The organism is Lysobacter sp. KIS68-7, assembly GCF_021284745.1.
Lineage (GTDB): Bacteria > Pseudomonadota > Gammaproteobacteria > Xanthomonadales > Xanthomonadaceae > Noviluteimonas.
In genome coordinates this window covers 1,978,475-2,003,854 of record NZ_CP089925.1, presented here as the reverse complement: position 1 = coordinate 2,003,854, position 25,380 = coordinate 1,978,475, and the positions used below count along the sequence as shown (strand labels likewise).

At 68.0% G+C, this 25,380-nt stretch carries 25 protein-coding genes; 12 read left to right on the top strand and 13 right to left on the bottom strand.

Annotation, left to right across the window (positions count from 1 at the left end; genetic code table 11):
* Nucleotides 1-13: 13 nt before the first annotated feature.
* Together LVB87_RS09750 and LVB87_RS09745 are read right to left on the bottom strand one after the other, a co-directional pair.
* Complete coding sequence (locus tag LVB87_RS09750) at nucleotides 14-1,042, bottom strand: N-acetylornithine carbamoyltransferase (protein WP_232897784.1); 1,029 nt, start codon at nucleotides 1,040-1,042, stop codon at nucleotides 14-16.
* Nucleotides 1,043-1,298: 256 nt separating this feature from the next.
* The gene (locus tag LVB87_RS09745) at nucleotides 1,299-1,757 is read right to left on the bottom strand and encodes a hypothetical protein (RefSeq protein WP_232897783.1); all 459 of its coding nucleotides are present in this window, start codon (nucleotides 1,755-1,757) and stop codon (nucleotides 1,299-1,301) included.
* Between the two features lie 108 nt (nucleotides 1,758-1,865).
* Here LVB87_RS09745 and cysS point away from each other — a divergent pair, with 108 nt between their 5' ends.
* Genes cysS through LVB87_RS09730 form a run of 3 tightly spaced genes read left to right on the top strand, consistent with a single transcriptional unit; the run spans nucleotide 1,866 to nucleotide 4,942 of the window.
* Nucleotides 1,866-3,236, top strand: coding sequence for a cysteine--tRNA ligase (cysS, locus tag LVB87_RS09740; RefSeq protein ID WP_232897782.1), 1,371 nt, complete (start codon nucleotides 1,866-1,868; stop codon nucleotides 3,234-3,236).
* Between the two features lie 9 nt (nucleotides 3,237-3,245).
* Nucleotides 3,246-3,698 carry a SufE family protein gene (locus tag LVB87_RS09735; protein WP_232897781.1) on the top strand — a complete coding sequence of 151 codons (453 nt, stop codon included), beginning with the start codon at nucleotides 3,246-3,248 and terminating at the stop codon, nucleotides 3,696-3,698.
* Between the two features lie 38 nt (nucleotides 3,699-3,736).
* Nucleotides 3,737-4,942 carry an MFS transporter gene (locus LVB87_RS09730; RefSeq protein ID WP_232900529.1) on the top strand — a complete coding sequence of 402 codons (1,206 nt, stop codon included), beginning with the start codon at nucleotides 3,737-3,739 and terminating at the stop codon, nucleotides 4,940-4,942.
* Between the two features lie 394 nt (nucleotides 4,943-5,336).
* On the opposite strand, the gene dksA is transcribed toward LVB87_RS09730, so the two are convergent.
* Entirely contained in the window at nucleotides 5,337-6,458 is a 1,122-nt protein-coding gene (gene dksA / locus LVB87_RS09725; protein ID WP_232897780.1) for an RNA polymerase-binding protein DksA, read from the bottom strand.
* 59 nt (nucleotides 6,459-6,517) lie between these two features.
* Between dksA and yidD the strand changes: the two genes are divergently transcribed.
* The 3 genes from yidD to LVB87_RS09710 are packed head-to-tail and all read left to right on the top strand — an operon-like array spanning nucleotide 6,518 to nucleotide 9,038.
* The gene (yidD, locus tag LVB87_RS09720) at nucleotides 6,518-6,796 is read left to right on the top strand and encodes a membrane protein insertion efficiency factor YidD (protein ID WP_232897779.1); all 279 of its coding nucleotides are present in this window, start codon (nucleotides 6,518-6,520) and stop codon (nucleotides 6,794-6,796) included.
* 20 nt (nucleotides 6,797-6,816) lie between these two features.
* Entirely contained in the window at nucleotides 6,817-8,172 is a 1,356-nt protein-coding gene (locus tag LVB87_RS09715; protein ID WP_232897778.1) for a dihydroorotase, read from the top strand.
* On the top strand, nucleotides 8,172-9,038 hold the full coding sequence (locus LVB87_RS09710; RefSeq protein WP_232897777.1) for a M23 family metallopeptidase: 867 nt from the start codon (nucleotides 8,172-8,174) through the stop codon (nucleotides 9,036-9,038). Before LVB87_RS09715 ends, LVB87_RS09710 begins: the two co-directional genes overlap by 1 nt.
* A 3-nt stretch (nucleotides 9,039-9,041) precedes the next feature.
* Here the strand turns inward: LVB87_RS09710 and folE2 are convergent, their stop codons facing one another.
* The 7 genes from folE2 to efp form a co-directional block, all read right to left on the bottom strand.
* Nucleotides 9,042-9,977, bottom strand: coding sequence for a GTP cyclohydrolase FolE2 (gene folE2, locus LVB87_RS09705; RefSeq protein ID WP_232897776.1), 936 nt, complete (start codon nucleotides 9,975-9,977; stop codon nucleotides 9,042-9,044).
* 83 nt (nucleotides 9,978-10,060) lie between these two features.
* A complete protein-coding gene (locus tag LVB87_RS09700; RefSeq protein ID WP_232897775.1) occupies nucleotides 10,061-10,786 on the bottom strand; it encodes a phytoene/squalene synthase family protein in 726 nt (241 codons plus the stop codon).
* Nucleotides 10,787-10,788: 2 nt separating this feature from the next.
* On the bottom strand, nucleotides 10,789-11,475 hold the full coding sequence (locus tag LVB87_RS09695) for a phosphoglycolate phosphatase (protein WP_232897774.1): 687 nt from the start codon (nucleotides 11,473-11,475) through the stop codon (nucleotides 10,789-10,791).
* Nucleotides 11,472-12,188 (bottom strand): bifunctional 2-polyprenyl-6-hydroxyphenol methylase/3-demethylubiquinol 3-O-methyltransferase UbiG, encoded by a 717-nt coding sequence (gene ubiG / locus LVB87_RS09690; RefSeq protein ID WP_232897773.1) that lies wholly within the window; start codon nucleotides 12,186-12,188, stop codon nucleotides 11,472-11,474. The genes LVB87_RS09695 and ubiG overlap by 4 nt, the downstream gene beginning before the upstream one ends.
* 23 nt (nucleotides 12,189-12,211) lie before the next feature.
* Complete coding sequence (locus LVB87_RS09685) at nucleotides 12,212-13,552, bottom strand: TRZ/ATZ family hydrolase (protein ID WP_232900528.1); 1,341 nt, start codon at nucleotides 13,550-13,552, stop codon at nucleotides 12,212-12,214.
* Nucleotides 13,546-13,776 (bottom strand): hypothetical protein, encoded by a 231-nt coding sequence (locus LVB87_RS09680; protein WP_232897772.1) that lies wholly within the window; start codon nucleotides 13,774-13,776, stop codon nucleotides 13,546-13,548. The genes LVB87_RS09685 and LVB87_RS09680 overlap by 7 nt, the downstream gene beginning before the upstream one ends.
* 4 nt (nucleotides 13,777-13,780) lie before the next feature.
* A complete protein-coding gene (efp, locus tag LVB87_RS09675) occupies nucleotides 13,781-14,347 on the bottom strand; it encodes an elongation factor P (protein ID WP_232897771.1) in 567 nt (188 codons plus the stop codon).
* 129 nt (nucleotides 14,348-14,476) lie between these two features.
* On the opposite strand from efp, the gene epmB reads away from it, so the two are divergent.
* Nucleotides 14,477-15,511 carry an EF-P beta-lysylation protein EpmB gene (epmB, locus tag LVB87_RS09670; protein WP_232897770.1) on the top strand — a complete coding sequence of 345 codons (1,035 nt, stop codon included), beginning with the start codon at nucleotides 14,477-14,479 and terminating at the stop codon, nucleotides 15,509-15,511.
* 119 nt (nucleotides 15,512-15,630) lie between these two features.
* Complete coding sequence (locus LVB87_RS09665; RefSeq protein ID WP_232897769.1) at nucleotides 15,631-17,709, top strand: EAL domain-containing protein; 2,079 nt, start codon at nucleotides 15,631-15,633, stop codon at nucleotides 17,707-17,709.
* 60 nt (nucleotides 17,710-17,769) lie between these two features.
* Here LVB87_RS09665 and htpX read toward each other — a convergent pair whose 3' ends face one another.
* Nucleotides 17,770-18,672: a protease HtpX gene (htpX, locus tag LVB87_RS09660; protein WP_232897768.1), complete on the bottom strand. Its 903-nt coding sequence runs from the start codon at nucleotides 18,670-18,672 to the stop codon at nucleotides 17,770-17,772.
* A gap of 77 nt (nucleotides 18,673-18,749) precedes the next feature.
* Between htpX and gluQRS the strand changes: the two genes are divergently transcribed.
* The 4 genes from gluQRS to phbB (LVB87_RS09640) all read left to right on the top strand — a co-directional run bounded on the left by gluQRS (nucleotide 18,750) and on the right by phbB (LVB87_RS09640) (nucleotide 21,901).
* Nucleotides 18,750-19,667, top strand: a complete 918-nt coding sequence (gene gluQRS / locus LVB87_RS09655; protein ID WP_232897767.1) for a tRNA glutamyl-Q(34) synthetase GluQRS — start codon at nucleotides 18,750-18,752, stop codon at nucleotides 19,665-19,667.
* A gap of 29 nt (nucleotides 19,668-19,696) precedes the next feature.
* Nucleotides 19,697-20,437 carry an acetoacetyl-CoA reductase gene (gene phbB, locus LVB87_RS09650; protein ID WP_232897766.1) on the top strand — a complete coding sequence of 247 codons (741 nt, stop codon included), beginning with the start codon at nucleotides 19,697-19,699 and terminating at the stop codon, nucleotides 20,435-20,437.
* A gap of 133 nt (nucleotides 20,438-20,570) precedes the next feature.
* On the top strand, nucleotides 20,571-21,062 hold the full coding sequence (gene phaR / locus LVB87_RS09645) for a polyhydroxyalkanoate synthesis repressor PhaR (protein WP_232897765.1): 492 nt from the start codon (nucleotides 20,571-20,573) through the stop codon (nucleotides 21,060-21,062).
* A 98-nt stretch (nucleotides 21,063-21,160) separates the two neighbouring features.
* On the top strand, nucleotides 21,161-21,901 hold the full coding sequence (gene phbB, locus LVB87_RS09640) for an acetoacetyl-CoA reductase (RefSeq protein ID WP_232897764.1): 741 nt from the start codon (nucleotides 21,161-21,163) through the stop codon (nucleotides 21,899-21,901).
* A gap of 653 nt (nucleotides 21,902-22,554) precedes the next feature.
* On the opposite strand, the gene LVB87_RS09635 is transcribed toward phbB (LVB87_RS09640), so the two are convergent.
* Together LVB87_RS09635 and LVB87_RS09630 are read right to left on the bottom strand one after the other, a co-directional pair.
* On the bottom strand, nucleotides 22,555-23,442 hold the full coding sequence (locus tag LVB87_RS09635) for a M48 family metallopeptidase (RefSeq protein ID WP_232897763.1): 888 nt from the start codon (nucleotides 23,440-23,442) through the stop codon (nucleotides 22,555-22,557).
* A gap of 22 nt (nucleotides 23,443-23,464) precedes the next feature.
* Complete coding sequence (locus LVB87_RS09630) at nucleotides 23,465-25,312, bottom strand: formylglycine-generating enzyme family protein (protein WP_232897762.1); 1,848 nt, start codon at nucleotides 25,310-25,312, stop codon at nucleotides 23,465-23,467.
* Nucleotides 25,313-25,380 lie beyond the last annotated feature (68 nt).

The following is a 25,380-nucleotide window of genomic DNA, read 5'->3' as shown; positions in this document are numbered from 1 at the left end:
CTGGAAAAATGAATCAGCGGCGCTGGCCGGCGAGCGTGGCCATCACGGCCTTCTGCACGTGCAGGCGGTTTTCGGCTTCGTCGATCGCGATGCACTGCGGCGAATCCATCACCGCATCGGTGGCCTTCACGTTGCGGCGCAGCGGCAGGCAGTGCGAGAACACGCCGTTGTTGGTCAGCGCCATCTTGGCTTCGTCGACGATGAAGTGCTTGTACGCATCGCGGATGGGCTTCTCGGGCGCCCAGTTGCCGAAGTACGGCAGCGCGCCCCAGCTCTTGGCATACACCACGTCGGCACCCGCATAGGCGCTTTCGATGTCGTGGCTCACCTGCAGCGAACCGCCGCTTTCGGCCACGTTCTGCGCGGCCCAGCCCATGTAGCGCTCGTCGAGGATGTACTCGGGCGTGGGGCACAGCAGCGTCACGTCCATGCCCATGCGCGTGGCGATGGTGAGCGCGGAGTTCGCCACGGCCGTGTTGAGCGGCTTGGGATGGTAGGTCCAGGTGAGCACATACTTCTTGCCACGCAGGTCGGTGGTGCCGAAGTGTTCCTGCAGCGCGAGGATGTGCGCGAGCTCCTGGCACGGGTGCGTGATCGTTTCCATGTTGATCACCGGCACCGACGAGTACTTCGCGAATCCCTGCAGCACGCGGTCCTGGCGGTCGGTCGTCCAGTCGACGAATTTCGGGAAGGCACGCACGCCGATGAGGTCGACGTAGCGCGAGAGCACGCGCGCCACTTCGGCGATGTGCTCCTCGGTCTCGCCGTCCATCACCGTGCCCAGGTCGAATTCGATCGGCCATGCATCCTTGCCCGGCTGCAGCACCACCGCGTGGCCGCCGAGCTGGAAGGCGCCGATCTCGAAGCTCGTCCGCGTGCGCAGCGAACTGTTGAAGAACACCAGCGCGATGGACTTGCGTTCGAGCGCGCGATTCAGGAAGGGATCGCGCTTGTACTCGGCCGCCATGGCGAGCACCGCGTCGAGCTCGGCGCGCGACCAATCCTGGGTATTGAGGAAATGCTGCAGCGGAACCTGTTTCATGGAGCGCTCTCGTGTAAGAGGAATTCGCCGGGCCATGAACGAAAAAACCCAGCGCGGGGGCTGGGTTGGTTGTGTAACCGATGCGGCGTGACGAACCGCTACCCAGCGAGCTTGGCAGGCTGGAGTCGGCGCGCGCGCGAGGTCATCCCGCTCGCCATGCGGGCGGAGGTGAGGATGTCGGCGTCGGCGCGGAGGTGCTGCATCGGGCGCGCATGTTCGCATTCACCGCCCGGGGATGCAACGCAGTTGGGCGCCATCACGGGTTGCGAGGCGGGATGTAGGGCACCACCGACACGCGCACCCGCAGCCGGTTGCCCGGATCGAAGGGCAGCCGCGAGCGGTACTTGGTGCCGCGGTACACGTAGTCCACGTCGTAGGCGATCGGCCGGCGGAATTCGCGAACGACCGGGACCATCTCGCAGTTCTCGTTCTTTTCCGGCGGGTCGGGCTTGTGGCTCATCGCGCCCTTCACGGCGCCGACGATCTTGGCCAAGCCCTTCTCTTCCGAGGCGGCATGCGCGTCGTCGGGGCAGCGCGGCTCCATGCGGGTGGCGCGCAGCACCTGGTAGATCGGCTGGACGCGCATCACCTGCGCGAAATCCATCCGCACGTTTTCCGGCTGGACGATGGTGGTGCCCGTGTCCTGCGCACGGGCCGGGCCGGCGGCGAAGGCCGACAGCAGCAGGAGCGGAACGAGGGCAGGGATCAGGCGCACGCATTCAGTGTAAGGGCCGTACGCCCGCCTCGGACTGAATCGGCGCTGTCATGGCCGGTAGAATGGCCGGCCCGCGCCTCGCGACCCCCGATCGGCAGCCCCGCCCGCATGAGCCTGCGCCTGTACAACACCCTGACGCGCCAGGTCGAAGCCTTCGCGCCCCTCGACCCGGCGGCCGGCCCGACCATGTACCTGTGCGGCCCGACGGTCTACAACTACGTGCACATCGGCAATGCCCGGGGACCAGTGGCCTTCGGGGTCCTGGCCGCCCTGCTCCGCCGCCGCTTCGGCGCCTTGCGCTACGCCCGCAACATCACGGACGTGGACGACAAGATCAACAACGCCGCGCGCGAGGCCGGCGTGCCGATCTCCACCATCACCGACAGGTTCGCCGCCGCCTACCGCGAAGACATGGCCGCCCTCGGCGTGCAGCCGCCGGACCTGGAACCGGCCGCCACCGCCCACATCCCGCAGATCATCGCGATGATCGAGCGCCTGATCGCCGGCGGCCACGCGTATGCGGCCGAAGGGCACGTGCTGTTCGCGGTGGACAGCTTCGCGGCCTACGGCAAGCTCTCGGGTCGCGATCCCGAAGACATGCTGGCCGGCGCGCGCGTGGAAGTGGCGCCCTACAAGCGCAACCCCGGCGACTTCGTGCTGTGGAAGCCCTCCACCGACGACCTGCCCGGCTGGGACTCGCCCTGGGGCCGCGGCCGCCCGGGCTGGCACATCGAATGCTCGGCGATGGCCGAAGCCCATCTCGGCGACACCATCGACATCCACGCCGGCGGCATCGACCTGCAGTTCCCGCACCACGAAAACGAAGTGGCGCAGAGCGAATGCGCGCACGGCGGCAAGCGCTTCGCGCGCTGGTGGCTGCACAACGGCATGCTGGTGCTGGGCGGCGCGAAGATGTCCAAGTCGGTCGGCAACATCGAGAAGGTGCACGACCTCGTGCGCGCGCATCCGCCCGAAGCGCTGCGCTACGCGCTGCTGTCCGCGCAGTATCGCCAGCCGCTCGACTGGACGCCCGCGCTGGTCGAACAATCCATCCGCACGCTCGATCGCCTGTACGGCACGCTGCGCGACCTCGCGGAGATCGATGTCGCCGCGCAGATCCCGCAGTCGATCGAAGACGCGCTGGACGACGACCTGAACACGCCGCAGGCGCTCGCCGAGCTCTCGCGCATCGCCGCCGACGCGCGCAAGGCAGAAGGCGACGACGCGCGCCGCGAAGCGAAGGCCGCGTTGCTGGGTGCCGGCCTGGCCCTGGGTTTGCTGCAACAGGCCCCGGCCGCGTGGTTCGGCCGCGGCGCGGTGGAAGGCGACGACGCACGCATCCAGGCCCTGATCGACGAACGCATCGCCGCAAAGGCTGCGAAGGATTTCACGCGCGCCGACGCGATCCGCAAGCAGCTCGCCGACGAAGGCATTCTCCTGGAGGACACGCCCCAGGGCGTACGCTGGAAGCGAGCCTGAGGCATGGACATGAACGACACCCTTGCCCCCGCCACGTATTTCCCGCTCGAGCCGACCGCCGTCGAAGCGCAGTCGGCGATCGCCGAGGAATTCGCGTTCTTCGGCGACTGGGCCGAGCGCTACCAGTACCTGATCGACCTCGGTCGCAAGCTGCCCGCGTTCCCCGATGCGCTCAAGCAGGAGGAGCACCGTCTGCACGGGTGCCAGTCGATGGTGTGGATCGTGGGCGAAGGCGACAGCACGCGCCTGGATTTCCGCGCGATCAGCGACTCGGCGATCGTCTCCGGCCTGGTGTTTCTCGCCTTGCGCGTCTACTCGGGTCGATCGGCGGAAGAAATCCTGGCGACCGAACCGAACTACGTCGCCGACATCGGCTTGTCCAAGCACCTGTCCCCCACGCGCAGCAACGGCCACGCCGCGCTGCTCGCCTTCATCCGCGAGCGCGCGCAGGCCGCCCTGTGACCGAAACCCTCGAACCCGCCGCGCCCGCCGAATCCCCGCTGCGCAATCGCGCATTCCTCGAGCTGCTCAGCTATCGCATCCTGGCGATGCTGTCCTACCAGATCGTTGCGGTGACCGTCGGCTGGCACGTCTACGAACTCACGCGCGACCCGCTCGCGCTGGGCCTGGTGGGCCTCGCGGAAGTGATTCCGTACTTCTGCGTCGCTCCCTTCGCCGGCTACCTCGTGGACCACCTGAGCAAACGCCGCCTCGGCGCGATCGCTTGCGCAGGCCTGGCCGTCACCGCACTCGTGCTCGTAGCCTTCACGCAAGGCTGGCTCCCGGCGAAGGGCACGCTGCTGATCTACGGCGCAATCGCCCTGACCGGCTCCGTGCGCTCCTTCCTCACCCCGATCTACAACACCCTGTTCGCGCACATCCTCCCGCGCCGCCAGTTCGCGCGCGGCGCGGGCTTCGGCAGCGTCGTCTTCCAGCTCGGCCTCGTCCTCGGCCCCGCCTTCGGCGGTGGCCTGGTGGCATGGGCCGGCAAGAGCGCCGCGTATGGCGTGGCCGGCGCATTCGCCATCGCCGCCGGTCTGGCGCTGTTGCTGATGCGCACCGACGAACCGCACGTCGCGCACACCCGCGCCCCCATCTTCGCGAGCATTGGCGAAGGCATGCGCTTCGTCTTCGGCCACCAGATCCTGCTGGGCGCCCTCGCCCTGGACATGTTCGCCGTGCTGTTCGGCGGCGCCGTGGCCCTGCTCCCCGCCTTCATCAAGGACATCCTGCACGCAGGCCCCGAAGCGCTGGGCATCCTGCGTGGTGCACCGGCGGCAGGCGCAGTGATCGTCGGCTTGTGGCTTGCACGCAAGCCGCCCGAGAAAGATGCGGGCCGCTTGCTGTTGATGGCAGTTGCCGGTTTCGGCGTCTGCATCATCCTGTTCGCGCTCTCTCGCCACCTTTGGTTGTCCGCGGCGCTGCTCTTCGCCTCTGGCCTGTGCGATGGCGTGTCGGTAGTGCTTCGCTCCACGATCCTGCAGTTGGCGACACCGGATGCAATGCGCGGCCGCGTCTCGGCGATCAATGGCATCTTCATCGGCTCGTCGAATGAGCTCGGTGCTTTCGAATCGGGCCTCGCAGCAAAGTTGCTGGGCCTCGTTCCCAGCGTGATCTTCGGCGGCTGCATGACGATCTCAATCGTTGGCATCACCGCGAAGCTGGCGCCAAAGTTGCGTCGACTGGACCTGCGCGAGCTGCACTGAGCTCTTATCCACCGAAGCGGTGCCTTCCCCAAATCGCAGCGAAGGTCCGATTCCCGCCAAAAGAATCCCGGGAGTTGCCCATGGATGGGCAACGATCCGAGCTCGGTGGCCATGGAGGGTCTGCCGAGTGAGGGTCGGGATTCTTTTGGTGGGAAGCGGACCGCCGGCCGGATGAAGTTGCGTTGGGCTTCGCGCGGACGCTCGCATGGCGAGCGCGATGGCCCGCCGCGGCGTTTGTTCCCTTTCGGAGCATAAAGGCGGGCCCGAAGTGCCCTCCGCGGAGAAAGGGAACAAACGCCGCGGCGGGTCAGCGCGCCCTTCGGGTGGCGCAAACCAGCCCAAAGCAAAAGCCCCGCTTTCGCGGGGCTTTCATCAATTCAATCAGCAACGAAGGTTAGTCGCCCATCTGCTTCTGCAGATGTTCCCAACGCTCCTGCTCATCGATCGTGCGCTCGGCCGTCAACCGCGCCTCGAGGCGTTCCAGGCCGATCTCCTCGCCCGAATCCACACTGTAGCCATACTCACCGGCATCCAGGCGCTTCAGCGTCGAATCGATCTTCCCGATCAACTTGCGATAACGATCGCGAGTACGCAGCTCCAGCGAATTCTCGGTCTCGCGCGTCGCACGCTCGGCCTCATCGCCGACATCGCGCACCTCGTCCTTGAGATTCTCGATCGTCTGCTTGGACTCCTCGACCAGGTCCGTACGCCAACCGAGCAAACGCTGGCGGAAATACTCCACCTGCAGCGCGCTCATGTACTCCTCGTCGTTCGAGGGCTTGTAACCCTGCGGCACGACCGGACGACCTGTCGCTTCATCCGTCTTGTATTCGACGACTTTCACCTTGCCCCGCGGTGCTGGAGCAGCCGGCTTGGCGGCCACGGCCACGGCCACTTTGCCAGCCGGGCGTGGGCGGGGCGTGACGGCGGCAGACGCGGCGGAGGCGGGCTTCGGTGCGCTTGCAAGTGCGGGTTTTGTAGTTTTGATTTCGTTCGACTGCATCTGTGCGGGTTTCGCCGCCGGCGCGGACGCCTGGACGGGCTTGGATTCGGATTTCGGCGCCACGACCGGCGCGCTCTTCGTTGCGGGTTTCGCCGCAGGCTTCTTGACGGCCGAGGGCTTCGCGGGCGCAGGCGCGGGCTTGGCAACGGGCGCCTTCGCGACCGGAGCCTTCGCCACTGCCTTCGCAGGCATCGCCTTCGGCGCGGCCTTCGCGGGCACGGCCTTCGGCGGCGCGGCTTTCTTGACCGGCGCTGCCTTCTTCACCGGCGCCGCCTTCTTGGCGGGCACGGCTTTTTTGACAGGCGCGGCCTTCTTCGCGACGGGCTTGGCGGCAGGCTTCTTCGCCGGCACTGCCTTCTTCGCCACGGGCTTGCTCACGGGCTTCTTCGCCGCAGGCTTGGCGACTTTCTTCGCCACCGGCTTCTTCGCCGCCGCCTTCGCAACGGGCTTCTTCGCCGGGGTGGCCTTCTTCGCGGCCTTGGCGGCCTTCTTCGCTGGTTTCTTCGCTGCCACGAGCGCTGCGTCCTCGTTCCCTTGAGGCGGGAAAGCGCGCTGTTATACCCTGCCCAGTCATGGCCGGCAACCCGCGAAAGACCGTTCGACAGGCCACGTTTGCGCAATCGGTGATCGATCGCTTCCTCATCGGTTCCCTGCGCCTGTACAAGCGCTGGATCAGCCCGCTGCTCGGTCCGCGGTGCCGTTTCGTGCCCACGTGTTCGGAATACGCGATGGAAGCCATCGCGCGCTTCGGCGCCGTGCGCGGCGGCTGGCTCGCGGCCAGGCGCATCGCGCGTTGCCATCCCCTGCACCCCGGCGGGCACGATCCCGTGCCACCATCCCCGCCACGCTGAATGCGAACGAAAGGATCGACATGCCCACGTCCAAGCCCACGCTGATCGTCAACGCCCGCCTGGTGAACGAAGGTCGCGAATTCGAAGGCGACCTGCGCATCGAGGACGGCCGCATCGCGCAGATCGGCAACGGCCTGGCCGCGCGCGAGGGCGAGCACGTCGTCGACGCCGCCGGGCGCCGCCTGCTGCCGGGCATGATCGACGACCAGGTGCACTTCCGCGAACCGGGCATGGAATACAAGGCGGACATCGCCACCGAATCCGCGGCGGCGGTCGCCGGCGGCCTGACCAGCTTCATGGACATGCCGAACACCAACCCGCCCACGCTCGACAGCGCCGCGCTGGAAGACAAGTACCGCCGCGCCACCGGTCGCGCCAGAGCCAACTTCGGCTTCTACATGGGCGCGAGCAACGACAACATCGAGGCCATCCGCGCGCTCGACCCGCTGCGTGCGCCGGGCATCAAGGTGTTCATGGGCGCCTCCACCGGCAACATGCTGGTCGACAACCCGGAAACGCTGGACGCGATCTTCCGCGACGCGCCAACGCCGATCATCACGCATTGCGAAGACACGCCGATGATCGACGCCGAACTCGCCAAGTACAAGGCGAAGTACGGCGACGACATCCCCGCCGAGTTCCACGCCGACATCCGTTCGCGCGAGGCGTGCAAGAAGTCGACGCTGCTCGCGATGGAACTCGCCCGCCGCAACAACACCCGCCTGCACGTGCTGCACATCAGCACCGCCGACGAGCTGGCGCTGTTCGAACGTGGCCCGCTGGTCCGCGCCGACGGTTCGCGCAAGCGCATCACCGCCGAAACGTGCATCCACTTCCTGCGCTTCGACCGCGCCGACTACGCCACGCTCGGCAACCTCATCAAGTGCAATCCGTCGATCAAGGAAGCCAGCGACCGCGAGGCCCTGATCGCCGCGCTCGCCGACGACGTGATCGACGTGCTCGCCACCGACCACGCCCCGCACACGCTGGAAGAAAAGGCGCGCCCCTACACCAGCGCACCGAGCGGCCTGCCGCTGGTGCAGTACGCGCTGGTCGCCGCGCTGGAACTCGTGCACGAAGGCCGCCTGACGACGGCGCAGGTGGTGCAGAAGGTCTGCCATGCGCCGGCGCAGTTGTTCGACGTCGCCCAGCGCGGTTACCTGCGCGAGGGCTACATGGCCGACCTGGTGCTGATCGACGACACGCCGTTCACCGTGCGCCGCGAGGACGTGCTGTCGAAGTGCGGCTGGTCGCCGTTCGAAGGCCGCAGCTTCCACTCGAAGATCGGCGCGACCTGGGTCAATGGCGTGCTGGCGTACGACGGAACGCGCCTGGTCGGCGCGCCGAACGGACAGCGGCTCGAGTTCGCGCGCTGATGCGTTTTCTCATTGCCGCCTTCGCGGCAATGGCGATGTCGGGCTGCATGGCGACCCCGACACCGGTGATCCGGCACGCCGCTGCCGATCCGGCGCCGAGCGTTGCCCGCGGCACGCAATTGCCGCACGAAGTCCAGCAAGGCGCGCTCGTGATCGGGACGACCCAACCCGGCGCGCACGTCGAGTTCGCTGGCCGGCAAGTCCGGGTGTCACCCGACGGCGTGTTCGTGGTCGGCATCGCACGCGATGCCCCCTCGCCCGCCGTGGTGGTCGTGGATCGCGTCGAACATCCCATCCTCGTGCAGCCGCGCGACTGGCCCGTCGAACGCGTCAGCGGCGTGCCGCCCGAAACCGTGCGCCCGCCGCCGGAGATCGCCGCACGCATCGAACGTGAACAAGCACAGGTCGCCGCCGCGCGCACGCGCGACGATGCGCGCACCGATTTCGCGCACGCCTTCCTCTGGCCTGTCGAAGGCCGCATCAGCGGGCGCTTCGGCAACCGACGCACCTACGTGTTGCCCGACGGCACCGAAGATCCGCAGACGCCGCACTCGGGCATGGACATCGCCGCCAGGGCCGGCACGCCGGTGCGCGCACCTGCGGGCGGCCTGGTCACCTTCGCCGCACCCGATCTTTACCTCACCGGCGGCACGCTGCTGATCGACCACGGTCACGGCGTGAGTTCGAACTTCCTGCACCTCTCGCGCATCGACGTGCGCGTGGGCGACCGTGTCGAACAGGGTCAGGTGATCGGTGCCGTCGGCGCGACGGGACGCGCAAGCGGGCCACACCTGCACTGGGGCATGAACTGGTTCGACGTGCGGGTGGATCCGCTGCTGGTGCTGCCGCCCGAAGCGACGCGCTGAAACTCAGGCGTTGCGGCCCGACACGCGCGCAACGGCGTCGTGCGGGTGCAGGCTTTCGAAATGCGCCACGGCGATGTCATAGCGTTCCACGCGCGCATCGCCCGCGAGCGCAGCGGCCACGCGACGCGCGGCGTCTTCGCAGAACATCAGGTTCGCCGCGTTGAGTTCGGCAAAGGCCTGTTCGTCCTCGCGCTTCACGGCCGTCTGCACCGGCGTGCCGAGCGCGGCTTCCACGGCGTCGACGAGCGGGAGCAGCGGGAGTTCGTCGAAGGCAGGACGCAGGGCCACGCGCACGTCGGCGCGGCTGCGCTGCGCGTGCGGCGTCGCGGCCAGGCCGCGTTCGGATTCGAGCCACTCGCGCACGACCTGCGTGGACATCGGGCGCGCGGCGGAGAAGTCTTCGGCGAAGCGATCGGCGTTGCGCTGGCGCGAGAGCGCCGCGGAAGCCGGACACGTACTCGAGTACTCGACGGCGAAACCGAGCACCAGGTGCAAATGCCCGTCCGCGAGTTCGGCGTCGATCGACACCGGGTAGCGCTTCCACCCGAGGTGCCCGCTCGCGAGCGCAGGACGCTGCAGCAGGTGTTCGTAACGGATGTGCAGGCGCGCGCGCGTCGACAGGCCCTGCTGCGAATCCACGAAGCCTTGCAGCACGCGACGCAGGCCGGGCGGCGTGATCGCTTCGCTCGCGAAGGCCTGCTGCAGTTGCAGGTACAGGCGCGACATGTGGATGCCGCGCGCGTCGCCGTCCTTCAGGTCGACCGCAACGTCCACTTCGGCGGCGACCTGCACGGTGGTGCCGTCCGCATCATGGATGCGCACCGGCACCGCGATGCGGTCCATGCCGACCCAGTCGAGCGGGCGCGCGAGCGCAGCGGCTTCGTGCGCGACGTCGGGCAGGCCGTTCGGGGCGTTGGCGGGCGTCATCGGGGCGGACATGAGGCGCGCATTGTAGCCACCCGGACCGGGGGGCCGTGATCACGCCGATGCAACGCTGGATTCCCCGTGCGGGCGCGCGCCGATCAGCGGCGCGCGGCGCGCCAGGAGGTGAACAGCGCCCGCCACGCAGGCAAGGGGCGCTCCGGCGTCCCGCCGCGGGCAAAGCGCTGCAGGCGTTCGCGGACCAGCGCGGCATGCAGGCGACCGGCCACGGCGCCGTCGTGCGGTGCGGGCCAGCGCGCGAGCAGGTCGGCCGCCCAGGCGCGCGCGGCCGTCAGGGGCGGATCGCGCGGCTCGATCTTCGCGAGGAATTCCAGCGGCACGGCGACATCCCCGCCGTCGAGCGCGCGTTCGGCGAGCAGGCCGAGCCCGACGTTCGGCATCGGCGTCGGACGCCCGTTGCCGAACAGCGTTTCCGACACGGCGGCCATGCTGTCGCTGAAAGGTTCGATCACGCGCAGTGCTTCATCGGTGGTCCCGGCGCGTTCGCGCGCGGCGAGCAGCGAGGGCAAGCCGAAGGACACCGACTGCCAGGGCGCAGGCATCGGTTGCAGCACGTTGCCGAGCGGATGGCGATGCGCGCCCTTGCGCCAGCCTTGGAGTTCTTCGCCCCACCAGGCAAGCTTCGCTTCGCCCGGACGCGGATCGTTGCCGCTCCACGCGGCGTGCATCAATTCATGGCGCAGCGCGAACCACGCAAGCGCGCGTTCGCGATGCAGCGGCGGCACGAAGGGTTCGGCGAGCGGCCATTCGGGCCACTGCGCGCGCCACTTTTCGATGACGGAGTCGACGGCGGGATCGCGGACCATCTTCAGCGCTCCGGCCAGGCATGCGCATCGCACAGCGCATGCGGGGTTTCGACGAGCACATCGCCCTGCCAGGCCATCGGATCGTCCTCGTGCAGGCGGTAGCCCCACAGGGCGACGACGCTGCGCATCTCCGCGGCACGCGCGGCCATGATGTCGCGCTCGTCGTCGCCGACGTACACGCAGTCGTCGGGCGTCACGCCCAGCACCTGCGCTGCGTGCAGCAGCGGCAATGGGTGCGGTTTGCGTTCGGCCAGCGTGTCGCCGCCGATCAGGATCGCGCAGCGCGTTTCCCAACCGAGCATCGGCATGAGCTGGCGCGCGAGGTATTCGGGCTTGTTGGTGACGATGCCCCACGCGCTACCGGCAGCTTCCAACGCGTGCAGCATCGCGTCGATGCCGTCGAACAGCGTGCCGTGCTTGCCGAGTTCGCGCTCGTAGATCTCCAGGAACTCGGGGATCCACTGGTTGCGTTCTTCGGCCGGGATGTCGGGGAAGGCCGCCGCGGTCATCGCGCGCGCGCCCTTGGAGACGACCGGGCGCAGCGTCTCCATCGCCATCGGGCCGCGGCCGCGTGCGGCGCGCATCGCATCGACGGTGGCGAGCATGTCCGGCGCGCTGTCCAGCAAGGTGCCATCGAGGTCGAACAACACCACGCACGGGAAACCGCGCTCCTTCCTTGCTGCGGTCATGCGGGCTTCCGTGCGCAGGCGAGGTAGTTCACGTCGGTGCGCTTGTCCACGCGCGCCGCGTTGCGCCAGGGCTCGTACAGCAGGCCGCTGACGTCTTCGAGTTCGAAGCCCGCTTCGCGCAGCCACGCCGCCAGTTCCGACGGCTTGATGAAATCGCGGTACTGGTGCGTGCCCTTCGGCAGGATGCGCGCGATGTACTCGGCACCCACGATCGCCAGCGCGAAGGCGGCGGGCGTGCGGTTGAGCGTGGAGAGGAACAGGCGACCGCCCGGCTTGAGCATGCGCGCGCAGGCGGCGAGCACCGACGGCGGCTCGGGCACGTGCTCGAGCATTTCCATGCAGGTGATCGCGTCGAAAGCGGCGGGCATTTGTTCGGCGAGCGTCTCTGCGGCGACCTGTCGGTAGTCGACCGCAACGCCGGATTCCAAACCGTGCAGGCGCGCAATCTTCAGCAAATCCGGCGCGAGATCGATGGCGGTGACCTCGCTGCCGGCCGCGGCCATCGCTTCGCTCAGCAAGCCGCCGCCGCAGCCGATGTCGAGCACGCGCGCGCCGGCGAGCGGCGTGCGCTCGGCGACATACGACAGGCGCGCGGGATTGAGCGCATGCAGCGCCTTCTGCGGGCCGTTCGGGTCCCACCAGCGATGGGCGAGCTGGTTGAAGCGATCGAGCTCGGACTGGCGGAAGTTGTCGGTCGGCGCTTCGGTGTTCATGCGATTCCTGCGCTGTCGTTGGCTTACGCGGTGCGCACCGCGGCGATGCGGTCGCGCCACTGGCGCGCGTTGGCGACGAGCGCGTCGGTGTCCAGGTCGACCAGCACGCGCCGGTCGAGCTTGCGGTGGCCGGCGATCCACACGTCGGTCACCTGGTGGCGCCCGCAGGCATACACCAACTGCGAGACGACGTGATGCAAGGGCTGCGTTTCGAGCGGGTCCAGGTCCACGCACACCAGGTCGGCCTGCTTGCCCGGCTCGATCGAACCGATGCGGTCGTCGAACTCCAGCGCCTTCGCGCCTCCGAGCGTCGCGGCGCGCAGGGTTTCGAAGGCGTCCAGTGCGGCGGCATCCTCGCCCACGCCCTTGGCGAGCAACGCGGCGGTGCGCATCTCGCCGAACATGTCGAGATCGTTGTTGCTCGCTGCGCCATCGGTGCCGATGGCGAGGTTCACGCCCGCCTTCGACAGCTTCGCGACCGGGCAGAAACCCGAGGCGAGCTTGAGGTTGGACTCGGGGCAATGCGCCACGCTCACGCCGCGCTCGGCGCACAACGCGATCTCCGCGTCGGTGAGCTGCGTCATGTGCACGGCGATCAGGCGGTCGTTGACCAGGCCCAGGCGGTCCAGGCGCGCGATCTGGCGCTGGCCCAGCGTGCGCTGCGCTTCGGCCACTTCGTGCGCGGTTTCGTGCACGTGGCAGTGCACCGGCACGTCGAGCTGGTCGGACAGCATGCGGATGCGTTCGAAATTCGCATCCGACACCGTGTACGGCGCATGCGGCGCGAAGGCCGTGGCCACCAGCGGATCGTTGCGCCATTGGTCGTGCACTTCGCCCGCGCGGTCGAAGTATTCGTCCGGCGTGCGCGCCCACGCGGTGGGGAAATCGATGATCGGCAGGCCCACGCGCGCACGGAAACCATGGCGACGATACGTGGCGGCCTGCACGTCGGGATAGAAGTAGTTTTCGTTGCAGCAGGTGGTGCCGCCGCGAAGCATCTCGGCGATGGCAAGCGTCACGCCGTCGGCGACGAATTCCGGGCCGATCACCGCGGCCTCGATCGGCCAGATGTGGCCCTGCAGCCATTCCATCAGCGGCAGGTCGTCCGCGACGCCGCGCAGCAGCGTCATCGGGTTGTGCACGTGCGCATTGACCAGGCCCGGGATCAGCGCCGAATGCGGGCGCGAGACGATCTCCTTCGCGGCAAAGCGCGTGCGCGCTTCGGCGATGGGCAGCACGGCGACGATGGCACCGTCGCGAATCGCGACGGCGTGGTCGTCCAGCACCACGCCATGCGGCACCACCGGCACGACGTGGCCGGCTTCGATCAACAGGTCGCAGGCTTCGGGCTGCACGCTCACCAGACGCCGACGCCGAGGGCGTAGGTCAGGCCGAAGGCACCGGCGCCGAACAACAGCCACGCCAGGATCATCAGGCGCAGCGACTCACCGTAGGACAGGCCGCGCACGCGCCCCGGGAAGATCCGGGGCAACGTGGAATTCCACAGCCACAGCACGGCGCCGGCGGCGATCAGCACGCCGACCAGCCACACCGCGAGGTACACGACCGCCGAGGAATCGAAGTCCATCGGCTTACTTCACGCGGCTGACGTATTCGCCCGAACGCGTGTCGACCTTGATCGTTTCTTCCTGGCCGACGAACAGCGGCACGCGCACGACCGCGCCGGTCTCCAGGGTAGCGGGCTTGCCGCCGCCGCCCGAGGTGTCGCCGCGGACGCCCGGATCGGTCTCGACGATCTTCAGTTCGACGAAGTTCGGCGGCTGCACCATGATCGGCGTGCCGTTCCACAGCGTGACCACGCACTCTTCCTCGCCCTTCAGCCACTTGTCGGCGCCGCCCATGCCGGCCTTGTCGGCCTGCACCTGCTCGAAGGACTCCGGATTCATGAAGTGCCAGTACTCGCCGTCGGCGTAGAGGAACTGCATGTCGGTGTCGACGACATCGGCCTGTTCCACGTTGTCGGTGGCCTTCATCGTCATTTCGACGACGCGGCCGGACTTGATGCTGCGGTACTTCACGCGGGTGAACGCCTGGCCCTTGCCCGGCTTGACGTATTCGGTGTCGGTGATGATGCAAGGGTCGTTGTTGACCAGGATCTTCTGCCCGGTCTTGACGTCGTTCATGCCTAGCGTGGCCACGGTGTTGCTCCTGGTCTTATGTGATGCGATGAAGCCTTCGGGCCGCCCGGATTGCATGGGCGGCTAGAATGTCGGGCTTTTCGGGGGATCCTGGCGGCGCCGGGCGCCCAGGCAATTGCGAACGGCCACATGATACCCGCCCCACAAGCCCTCCCTCCACCCGCGGCCACCGAGCCGGCACCGACATCCGCCGGCTGGCAGCGCCAATGGCGCGAGGCCGTGCGGGATCCGCGCGAGCTGCTCGCGATGCTCGACCTGGCCGCGCTGGGCGATCGCATCTCCGATGCGGCCGCCGCCCAGTTCCCGCTGCGCGTGCCGCGCGCCTTCGTCGCGCGCATGCAGCCCGGCGACCCGCACGACCCGCTGCTGCGCCAGGTGCTGCCGCTCGACGATGAGGACCGCCTCGTCCCCGGCTTCTCCCTCGACGCCGTCGGCGACGGCCCGGCCCGCACCGCGAACGGCGTGCTGCAGAAGTACCAGGGGCGCGCCCTGCTGGTGGCCACCGGAAGCTGTGCCGTCCACTGCCGCTATTGTTTCCGCCGCCATTTCGACTACGCCGCCGACACCGCCGCGGCCGGTGGATGGGCCGGCGCGATCGCGCGCATCGCCGAAGACCCGAGCATCGAGGAAGTGCTGCTCTCCGGCGGCGACCCGCTCTCGCTCGCCACGCCGAAGCTCGCCGAACTCACCGACGCGCTCGCCGCGATTCCGCACGTGCGCCGCCTGCGCCTGCACACGCGCCTGCCGATCGTGCTGCCCGACCGCGTGGACGACGCGCTGGTCGACTGGTGCGCCTCGCTGCCCTGGCCGGTCACGATCGTGCTGCATGCCAACCACGCGCGGGAGTTCGATACCGAGGTCGATGCCGCCCTCGCCCGCCTGCGCGGGGCCGGCGCGATGCTGCTCAACCAGGCCGTCCTGCTGCGCGGGGTCAACGACGATGTCGACGCCCTGGCCGCGCTCAGCGAACGCGGGCATGTGGCCGGTGTGCTGCCTTATTACCTGCACCAGCTCGACCGGGTGCAGGGCGCGGCGCATTTCGAAGTGGACGATCCGACCGCCCTCGCCCTGCATCGTGCGCTAAGCGCACGCCTGTCCGGCTACCTCGTCCCCCGCCTGGTCCGTGAACTGCCCGGCGATACCGGAAAAAGACCCGTTGCATGACGCTCGCCGCATGGACCTGAGGGCGCCATTCGTGCCATAAGTGTGTCCGTTCGTCGCCGGGGAAACGGTTTCCGACCGAAGACGGCGAACAGGGCAATGGCAAGAGCGAGAGAGACCGGATGCGACTCAAACAGGACAGCGTGCTGCGCCTGCTGATCGTCGACGACAGCGTCGAGGCGGCGGAAGCCATCGTCAGCGGATTGCGCAACGCCGGCATCGCCGTGCGGGTGGCGCGCCCTGAGTCGGAAAACGACCTGCCCGGCATGCTCGGTGCACCGCTCGACCTGGTCATCGCCGCCCGCGACGCGAAGCAGACCACCCTGGCCGCGACCATGCAGGCCGTGGACGCCAGCGGCAAGGACATCCCCGTCGTCATGGTCGTCGACACCGTCGACGACGCCACGCTGCTCAACGCCCAGGAACGCGGCGTGCGCAACATCGCGCTGCGCGGGCGCCCGCCGCACGTGCTCGGCGTGGTCCGCACCGAATGGGCCGACCTGGAAGCGCGCCGCGCCCAACGCCTGCTCGAAGCGCAGGTGCGCGAAACCGAACGCCGTTGCGACGCCCTCATCGATTCCTCGCGCGAACCCATCGCCTACGTGCATGAAGGCATGCACATCCGCGCGAACCAGGCTTACCTGGAAATGTTCGGCTTCGGGTCCTTCGAGGACATCGAAGGCATGTCGCTGCTCGACCTCGTCGCGCCCGGCCACGTCGCCGACTTCAAGACGCTGCTCAAGAAGCTCTCGAAGGGCGAAACGCCGCCGCCGCGCTACGAACTCGAAGCCATAGACCAGGACAACAACCACTTCCCGGCCGTCATGGAATTCACGCCCGCCTTCTACGACGGCGAATCCTGCGTGCAGATCGTGTTCCGCCGCCAGGAATCGGACCCGGCGCTCGCACGCGAAGTGGAAGAACTGCGCCAGCGCGACCAGGTCACCGGCCTGCTCAACCGCGCCACGTTCCTGCAGACCCTGGAAGGCGCGGTCGCCAGCACCGCACAGAGCGGCGCGAGCCACGGCCTGCTGCTCGTGGAGCCGGACCACTTCGTGCGAATGGTGCAGGAGATCGGCCTGGCGCAGGCGGACGACCTCATCGCCGCGCTGGCCGAACGCCTGCGCAGTGCGCTGGGCGAAGACGACATCGCGGCGCGCTTCGGCGAACACCAGTTCGCGGTGCTCTCGCGCAACAGCGATCACGTCGGCACCGTCGCGCTCGCCGAGCGCCTGCGCGCGGCCTTCGCCGACCATGTGTTCTCGGTCGGTGCGCGCTCGCTGAGCGCCACCGTCAGCATCGGCGGCGTGCAGATCGGCGAGAAGATCGCCTCGGTCACGCAGGTGCTCGCCAAGGCGAGCCAGGGCGTGCAGTCGTCGGTGGGCGTGGGCGGCAACCGCGCGGAGATCTTCGACCCGGGCGCCGTGGACCGCGCCGAGGAAGAACGCGTGCGCGCATGGGTCGAACGCATCCGCGCCGCGGTCGATGGCGACGGCTTCGTCCTCCACTACCAGCCGGTCATCAGCCTCAACGGCGAGCCGGGCGAAACCTACGAGGCGCTGCTGCGCCTGCGCGGCGCGACCGCGGACGACCTCGTGCCGCCGCAGATGTTCCTGCCCATCGCCGAGGAACACGGCCTGCTGTGGGAAATCGACCGTTGGGTCGTGCGTCGCGCGATCGCGGTCATCGCCGAACGCGCGCGCAAGAACATCGACACCACGCTGCTGGTCAAGATCACGCAGGCCTCGCTGCAGGACGAAACGCTGGCCAAGTTCATCGCCGAGCAACTCGCGGCCCACAAGATCACCGGCGAGCGCCTGGTGCTGCAGTTGCCGGAGTCGAAGGTGTTCACGCACCTCAAGCCGGCGCAGGATTTCCGCGCGTCGGTGAAGCGCCTCGGCTGCCGCGTGGGCCTGGAGCAGTTCGGCACCGGCCTCAACTCCTTCCAGCTGATGCAGCACTTCGAGCCGGCGCTGGTGAAGATCGACCGCGCCTTCATCCAGGACCTCGCGTCCAACCCGGACAACCAGGCGAAGATCCGCGAGATGAGCGAAAAGGCGTCGGCACAGGGGGCGAAGACCATCGCCGAGTTCGTGCAGGACGCGGGGAGCATGACGTTCCTGTTCTCGAGCGGCGTGGACTTCGTGCAGGGTTACTTCCTTGCAGCTGCCGGACCAGAAATGGACTACGACTTCCAGTAAGTCGCGCAACAAAAAAGCCCGCCGAAAGGCGGGCTTCTTGTTTCTGCGTTGGCGCAACCCTCAGGTCACCACGCCCTGTCGCACCGAGCTCGAATCCGGCTTCCAGTTGCGCAGCGCTTCGATGCGTTCTTCCAGCGGCGGGTGGCTCATCGTCAGGCGCCTGAGCCCGCTGCCGACGCTGCCGCTGATCCCGAACGCGGCCACCTGCTTGGGCAGCGTGTTCTCGCCGTAGGTCATCGACAGGCGCTGCAGGGCGGCGACCATCTTGTCGCGGCCGGCCAGCGTGGCGCCGCCGGCGTCGGCGCGGAACTCGCGGTGACGCGAGAACCACATCGCGATCATGCTCGCGAACAGGCCGAAGACCATCTGGAGCACGAACACGATGATGAAGTACCCGAAGCCCGGGCCTTCGTTGCGGCCGCCGCCGATGTAGCCGTCGATGATGCGGCCGACCACGCGCGCGAGCACGATCACGAAGGTGTTGAGCACGCCCTGCAGCAGGGCCATGGTCACCATGTCGCCGTTGGCGACGTGGCTCACTTCGTGGCCGAGCACGGCTTCGGCTTCGTCGCGGTCCATCGCGCGCAGCAGGCCGGTGGAGACGGCGACCAGCGCGCTGTTGCGGTTGGCGCCAGTGGCGAAGGCGTTGATTTCCGGCGCGTCGTAGATGGCGACTTCCGGCATGCCGATGCCGGCGGCCTGCGCCTGGCGCTGCACGGTGGCCAGCAGCCAGCGTTCGGTCTCGTTGCGCGGCTGGTCGATCACGTGGGCGCCCGTGGCGCGCTTGGCGATCCACTTGGACATCAGCAGCGAGATGATCGAGCCGCCGAAGCCGAAGATGGTGGCCATCACCAGCAGGCCGGCGAAGGACTGCGGATTGAGGCCCAGCACGGACATCACCACGCCCAGCAGCATGAGCACCGCGAAGTTGGTGGCGATGAGCAAAGCGATGCGCGTGAACATGTTTCTAACATCCTGTCCGCAGGGGGAGCGCGGCTCCGTCTCCGCATTGTGGGCGCGAGTCGATTAAATTCAAGACGATGCCCACGACGAACCTCCCAGAATCACCCGCCTATCGCGGACGTTTCGCCCCCTCTCCGACCGGGCCGCTGCACTTCGGCTCGCTGCTGGCAGCCTTCGGCAGCTGGCTTTTGGCGCGGCACGCGGGCGGTGAGTGGTGGGTGCGCGTGGAGGACCTCGACCCGCCGCGCGAGCAGGCCGGCGCGGCCGATCGACAGCTGCGTACGCTCGACGCCTTCGGCCTGCACGCCGATGGCCCGATCCTGCGGCAGAGCGCGCGCGATGCGGTGTACCAGGCGGCGCTCGATCGCCTGCTCGCCAACGGCGATGCCTTCGAATGCTGGTGCAGCCGCACGGACCTCGCCGCCATCGGCGGCATCCACCATGCGTGCGTCTCGGGCCCGCAGGGAGGCCGCGTCCCGGCGATCCGCCTGCGCATCCCGCGCGGCAGCGACGTCGCGTTCGACGACGCCATCCAGGGCCGCATCGTGCAGGACGTCGGCGCCGAAATCGGCGACATCGTCCTGCGCCGCGCCGACGGCCTGTGGGCCTACCAGCTCGCCGTCGTCGTCGACGATGCCGCGCAAGGCATCACCGACATCGCACGCGGCGCCGACCTGCTGGACTCCACGCCACGCCAGATCTTCCTGCAGCGCGCGCTCGGCCTGCCGACGCCGCGGTACGCGCATTTGCCGCTCGTGGTCGACGGCGAAGGGCGCAAACTCTCGAAATCGCTTGACGCAATGCCCGTCGACGATGCGAATCCGCTCCCTGCCCTGCGCGCCGCATGGCGTGCGCTGGGACAGGACACGCGCGTCCTCGGCCAGGTCGACGACGTTCCCGGTGCGCTCGCCGCAGCACGCACAGCCTTCGTGCCCGGCCTGGTTCCCGCACGGTCCATTGCACTGCACAACACGGGTGTCGCATTCGCGACCTAGACTGGCCCGACGCATCCAAGGAGTACGGCATGACCTCGAGAGTGGCGCTGGTAACAGGTGGCACGGGTGGCATCGGCACGGCGATCTGCAAGCGCCTGGCGCGCGCGGGGCATCGCGTGGCGACCAACTACCGCAACGAAGAGAAGGCGCGCGCGTGGCAGGCGCAGATGGCCGCCGAAGGCATCCAGGTCGCGCTGGCCAAGGGCGACGTCTCCTCGCCGGAAGACGCCGAAGCGATGGTGCGCGAGGTCGAACGCCAGCTCGGTGCGGTCGAGATCCTGGTCAACAACGCCGGCATCACCCGCGACACCACCTTCCACAAGATGTCGCCGCAGCAGTGGCGCGAGGTGATCTGCACCAACCTGGATTCCTGCTTCAACGTCACCCGCCCCGTCATCGAAGCCATGCGCGCGCAAAAGTGGGGCCGCATCATCCAGATCAGTTCGATCAACGGCCAGAAGGGCCAGTACGGCCAGGCGAACTATGCGGCGGCCAAGGCCGGCATGCACGGCTTCACGATCTCGCTGGCGCAGGAGAACGCGAAGTTCGGCATCACCGTGAATACGGTGTCGCCCGGCTACATCGGCACCGACATGGTGATGGCCGTGCCGGAGGAAGTGCGCAACAAGATCGTGGCGCAGATCCCCACCGGCCGCCTGGGCGAGCCGGATGAGATCGCCTATGCGGTCAGTTTCTTCATCCCCGACGAGGCGGGCTGGATCACCGGCGCCAACCTGAGCGCGAACGGTGGCCAGTACATGGGCTGGTGAGGCGCCCGGCGGGGGCTAAACCCCCGCCAACCACCCGTTCACAATGATGACCTGAGGGTCTTGACAGCCCTGTTGCATTCCGCTGCTGCAGTGCGCCATGCTCGACCCCGCGTTCTACGGGGGTTGACCGCACATGCCACTCCGCGTCATCAAGAAATATCCGAACCGTCGTCTCTACGACACGCGCATCTCGAGCTACATCACCATCGAAGACGTGCGCCAGCTCATCGTCGATGGCGAGGAGTTCGAAGTCCGCGACGCCAAGTCCGGCGAAGACCTCACGCGCTGCGTGCTGCTGCAGATCATCGCCGAGCACGAACAGGACGGAGAGCCGATGCTCTCCACCCAGTTGCTCAGCCAGATCATCCGTTTCTACGGGGATTCACTGCAGGGCTTCATGGGCAACTACCTGGAGCGCTCGATGCAGATCTTCCTCGAGCAGCAACAGCAGTTCCGCCAGCAGATGAGCGGGCTGATCGGCCAGGCGCCGTGGACGATGCTCAACCAGCTGACCGAGAAGAACCTGGAAATGTGGAAGGATTTCCAGCAGAACCTCGTCGGCGGCATGGGCCGCACGGCCGCGCCGCCGCCGCGCGAGAAGGAAAAGGACAAGACCAAGGCCTGAGGGCCCCGCCCGAACAAGCCCGGCCGCTGCGTTGACGCGGCCCGGGGTTCGGCGCGACCATCGCTGCTGCACCGCAACAAACACTTTCCGGGGATCCAATGAGCAAGCGCGTGGCCGTCGTGACCGGCGGCATCGGCGGTCTCGGCACCGAGATCTGCAAGACCCTCGCCCGTGCCGGGCGCACCGTGGTGGCGACCGACCTCGCCGCCCGCGAAGACCGCATCGCGGAATTCCGCAAGGACGTCGAAGGCCTCGACATCCATTTCGCCCCCGGCAACGTCGGCGACTTCGACGCCTGCGCCGCCCTCGTGCGCGAGATCGAAGCGCAGCATGGCGGCGTCGACATCCTGGTGAACGCCGCGGGCATCACGCGCGACACCACGCTGCGCAAGATGGAGCGCACCGACTGGGATGCGGTGATGAACATCAACCTCGACGGCGTGTTCAACATGTGCCGCCAGGTCGTCGATGGCATGACGACGCGCGGTTTCGGCCGCATCGTCAACATCAGTTCGGTAAACGGGCAGACGGGGCAGTTCGGACAGACGAACTATTCGGCCGCGAAGGCGGGGATGCACGGGTTCACGATGGCGCTGGCGCGGGAAGTGGCGCGCAAGGGTGTGACGGTCAACAGTGTGTCGCCGGGTTATTGCGAGACGGCGATGGTCATGAAGGTGCCGGACGAGATCCGCGCCAAGATCGTCGAGAGTGTGCCGGTGGGTCGGTTGGGCAAGCCTTCCGAGATCGCGCGTACCGTGGAATTCCTGACGAACGATGATGCGGGCTTCATTACTGGTGCGAATGTGCCGGTGAATGGTGGTCTGTTCATGAGCTTCTAAAGCCTGCGCCACCCGACGGGCGCGTCGGACCCGCCGCGACGTTGATCCCTTTTCTCCGCAGGAGCGACGCTCCGAAAAGGGATCAACGCCGCGACGGGCCAACGCGCACGCGATTTGTTCGATTCGCGCGAAACCCACCGCCCTCCATCTTCCAGGGCGGTCTGCTCCCCATCAAAGCAATCCCGACCCTCACTCGGAAGACCATCCATGGCCACCGAGCTCGGATCACTGCCCATCCATGGGCAGTTCCCGGGATTGCTTTGATGGGAAGCAGACCTTCGCAATGAATTGATGGATCACCGCTTCGGAAGCCAAAAGCTTTGCGCCGAAGCGGTGTGATTCCCGCATCGCCGCGAAGGTCCGATTCCCACCAAAAGAATCCCGGGAGTTGCCCATGGATGGGCAACGATCCGAACTCGGTGGCCATGGATGGCGTTTCCGAGAGAGGGTCGGGATTCTTTTGGTGGGAAGCGGACCGCCGGCCGAATGAAGTTGCGTTGGGCTTCGCGCGGACGCTCGCATTGTGAGCGCGATGGCCCGCCGCGGCGTTTGTTCCCTTTCGGAGCGTAAAGGCGGGCCCGAAGTGCCCTCCGCGGAGAAAGGGAACAAACGCCGCGGCGGGTCAGCGCGCCCTTCGGGTGGAGGCTTCCGGCCTATTTCGCCGTCTCGCAAAACCGCTTCCGATACTCCATCGCCTTCGGCATCAACGCCTGGAGATTCTGGATGCGCGTCCCAGGATTCGGATGCGTCGACGCGAACTCGGGCGGCGCATTGCCACCGCTGGAAGCATCCATCCGCTGCCACAACGGAATCGCCTCCTCCGGGTTGAAGCACGCAGCCGCAGCGAGCATCAAACCCATCTCATCCGCCTGCGACTCCTGCTTCCGCGCATAAGGCAACGCACGCCCATACCCGTAGACCGACATCACCGCCTGCATCTGCGACTGATCCATCCCACTCATCGCACCCGCCATCTGCCCGATCTGCGCCAGCTTCTGCTCCGTCATCCGCTGCGCCCCATGCCGCAACAACGCATGCGTGATCTCATGACCCATCACGATCGCCATCGCGTCGTTGTTCTGCGCCACCGGGATCAGGCCCGTGTACACCGCCATCTTCCCGCCCGGCAGGCAGAAGGCATTCACCTGGTCGGACTGCAGCACGTTCACTTCCCAGTCGAAGGACTTCTCGATGTGCTGCGCCTGCAGGTTGTGCTCGGCCGCGAGTGCGTCGGACACCTCGGGGATCTTCGCGATCAGACGTTGGGCGATCCCGCGGATCGCTTGCGCATTCGGGTCGCTCGGCGGCAACGGATGTTCGGTGGTGAGCAACTCCTGCCACGCCTGCAGGCCGAGGGCTTTCTCGTCGTCGGGCGAAATGTTCTTGTCGATCATCACCGTTTCGCCGGTGAGCGGGTCGGTGCTGCGGTTGGAGAGCCAGTAATAGCCCGCGTAACCGGCGAACAGCAGCAACACCCACCAGCGGATGCCACCGCCGCCGATGCCGCGCCGCTGCTGCCCTTGGTTCGGATCCATCGACATCGCCTTCTCCCGTGAGTGCGACTTACAGCTCCCGTACGAGGCGGAAGCCCAGCCGCGCATTGGTGGTGTCGCCATCCGTCGACAAACGCCACGCCGAACGCACTTGCGCCGGCGCGCTCAACCACGAGCCGCCGCGGATCACGCGCTGGCGACACCCCGGGTTGACCCAGGGTTGGCCGTCGGTCGGCGCGCGGCGGTAGCCCTCGTGCCAGCAGTCGGCCACCCACTCGCTGACGTTGCCGGCCAGGTCGTGAAGACCGAATGCATTCGGCGCGAACGCGCCCGCCGGCGCGGGGCCCCAATAGCCATCGCCATAGCCTGCGAACGCGTTGTGCCATTGGCGACCGGTGGGCGAACGGTCGAGTCCGCCGGTGACGTTGCCGGCGCTGCGCGGCGGGATGCGCGACTCCCAAGGCAAGGGCCCGACCGTGCCTGCACGCACCGCGTATTCGAACTGGGCTTCGCTCGGCAGCGCGTAACGCTCCCCGGTCTGTTGCGAGAGCCAGTGCGCATAGGCTTCGGCGTCACGTGCGCTGACGTGCAGCACGGGCATGTCGTCGGTGGCGAGCGCGCCGGTGTACGTGTGGCGCCAGTCCACGTTGCTCCGGCGCACCAGGTTGCCGCTGCTTTCGTCGTACACGATCGAATGTCCGCGGCGCACGGCGCGGCTGCGGTATTGCGTGGCGTCGATGAAACGACGGAACTCGCCCACCGTGGTTTCCGTCCGCGCCATCGCGAAGCCGCGATCGAAGCGCACGTAATGCGAAGGACGCTCGGCGGGCCGGCCATCGGTTTCGCCGTCGCGCGCGCCCATCAGGAATCCGCCGTGCGGGACGACCACCATCTGCGGCCCGCGCGCACCGCTGCGCAGCGCGTCGGTGAACACCTGGCCGGGGCGGAACAGGCCGTAGTGCGCGACCAGGTCGATGCGTTCGCGCAATTCCGACGCCGCCGGATCGCCGGGCGCTGCGATGCGCAACATCTCGGACAACACGCGACGCGCCTGCGGCAGGCCGCCTTCGCGCATCAACGCGGCCACGCCCTCGTCGCGCAAGGCATCCACGCGCAGGCGGCGCACCATCGCGATGCGCTGGCGCGCATCCGCCACCGTGTCCGCGCCGGGGCGCACCTTGCCGGCGATGGCGAGCCAGCGATCGGACTCACCGAAGTCGGCCCGCGCCGCGGCATCTTCGGCGTGCCGGATCATGTTGCTTTCCACCGCCGCGATGCCCTGCGCCGCGCGCGCGTCGCCGGGGCGTCCACGCATGGCTTCGCGAAAATAGGCCAGCGCGCCCTCGCCTTCCTTCTCGCCGCCCATGCGCCCGGCGGCGAATTCGCGTTCGCCGAGCACATCGAGCTTCACGGATTGGTCCGCACCGTCGACGCGAGAGAGGAACGCGCGCACGGCGGGATCGTCGCCCGCCGCGGTGCGCGCGACTTCGCCGATCTCGTGCGCACGCCGCAGGGCGTCGGGATCCATGTCCATGTCTTCGAGCGCGGCATCGCCCTGGACGATCAGTTGCTTCACGGCGCGCGCCTGCATGCGTGCGACCTCGGGGTCGTCCGGCATTCGCGCGCGCAGTTCCAGCAACAGGGGCACCGCGTCGCGCTCGCCGCCGAACAGGCGATCCTCGTCGAGCGCCTTCTTCGCCTCGGCGAGGACTTTCGGTTCCTCGCCACTCGCGATCTCCACCGCCGGCGGCTGCCACGCGGGCACCAACACGGCCTCTTCCCCGCTGATGGTGACCTGCGGATTGCGACCGGCTTCCTGGCGCGCGCGGGCCTTGTCGCGCGCGCCTTCGCAGGCGGCCAGCGCGAGCAGCAGCGCGAACAGGGCCAGGAGCGATGTCGACGACTTCAGGGACGTCATGGAGGTCCAGCGGCAGGCGACGCGGCATGGTGGACGATGGCCGCCGGGTCCGGCAACCGGTAGTCTGG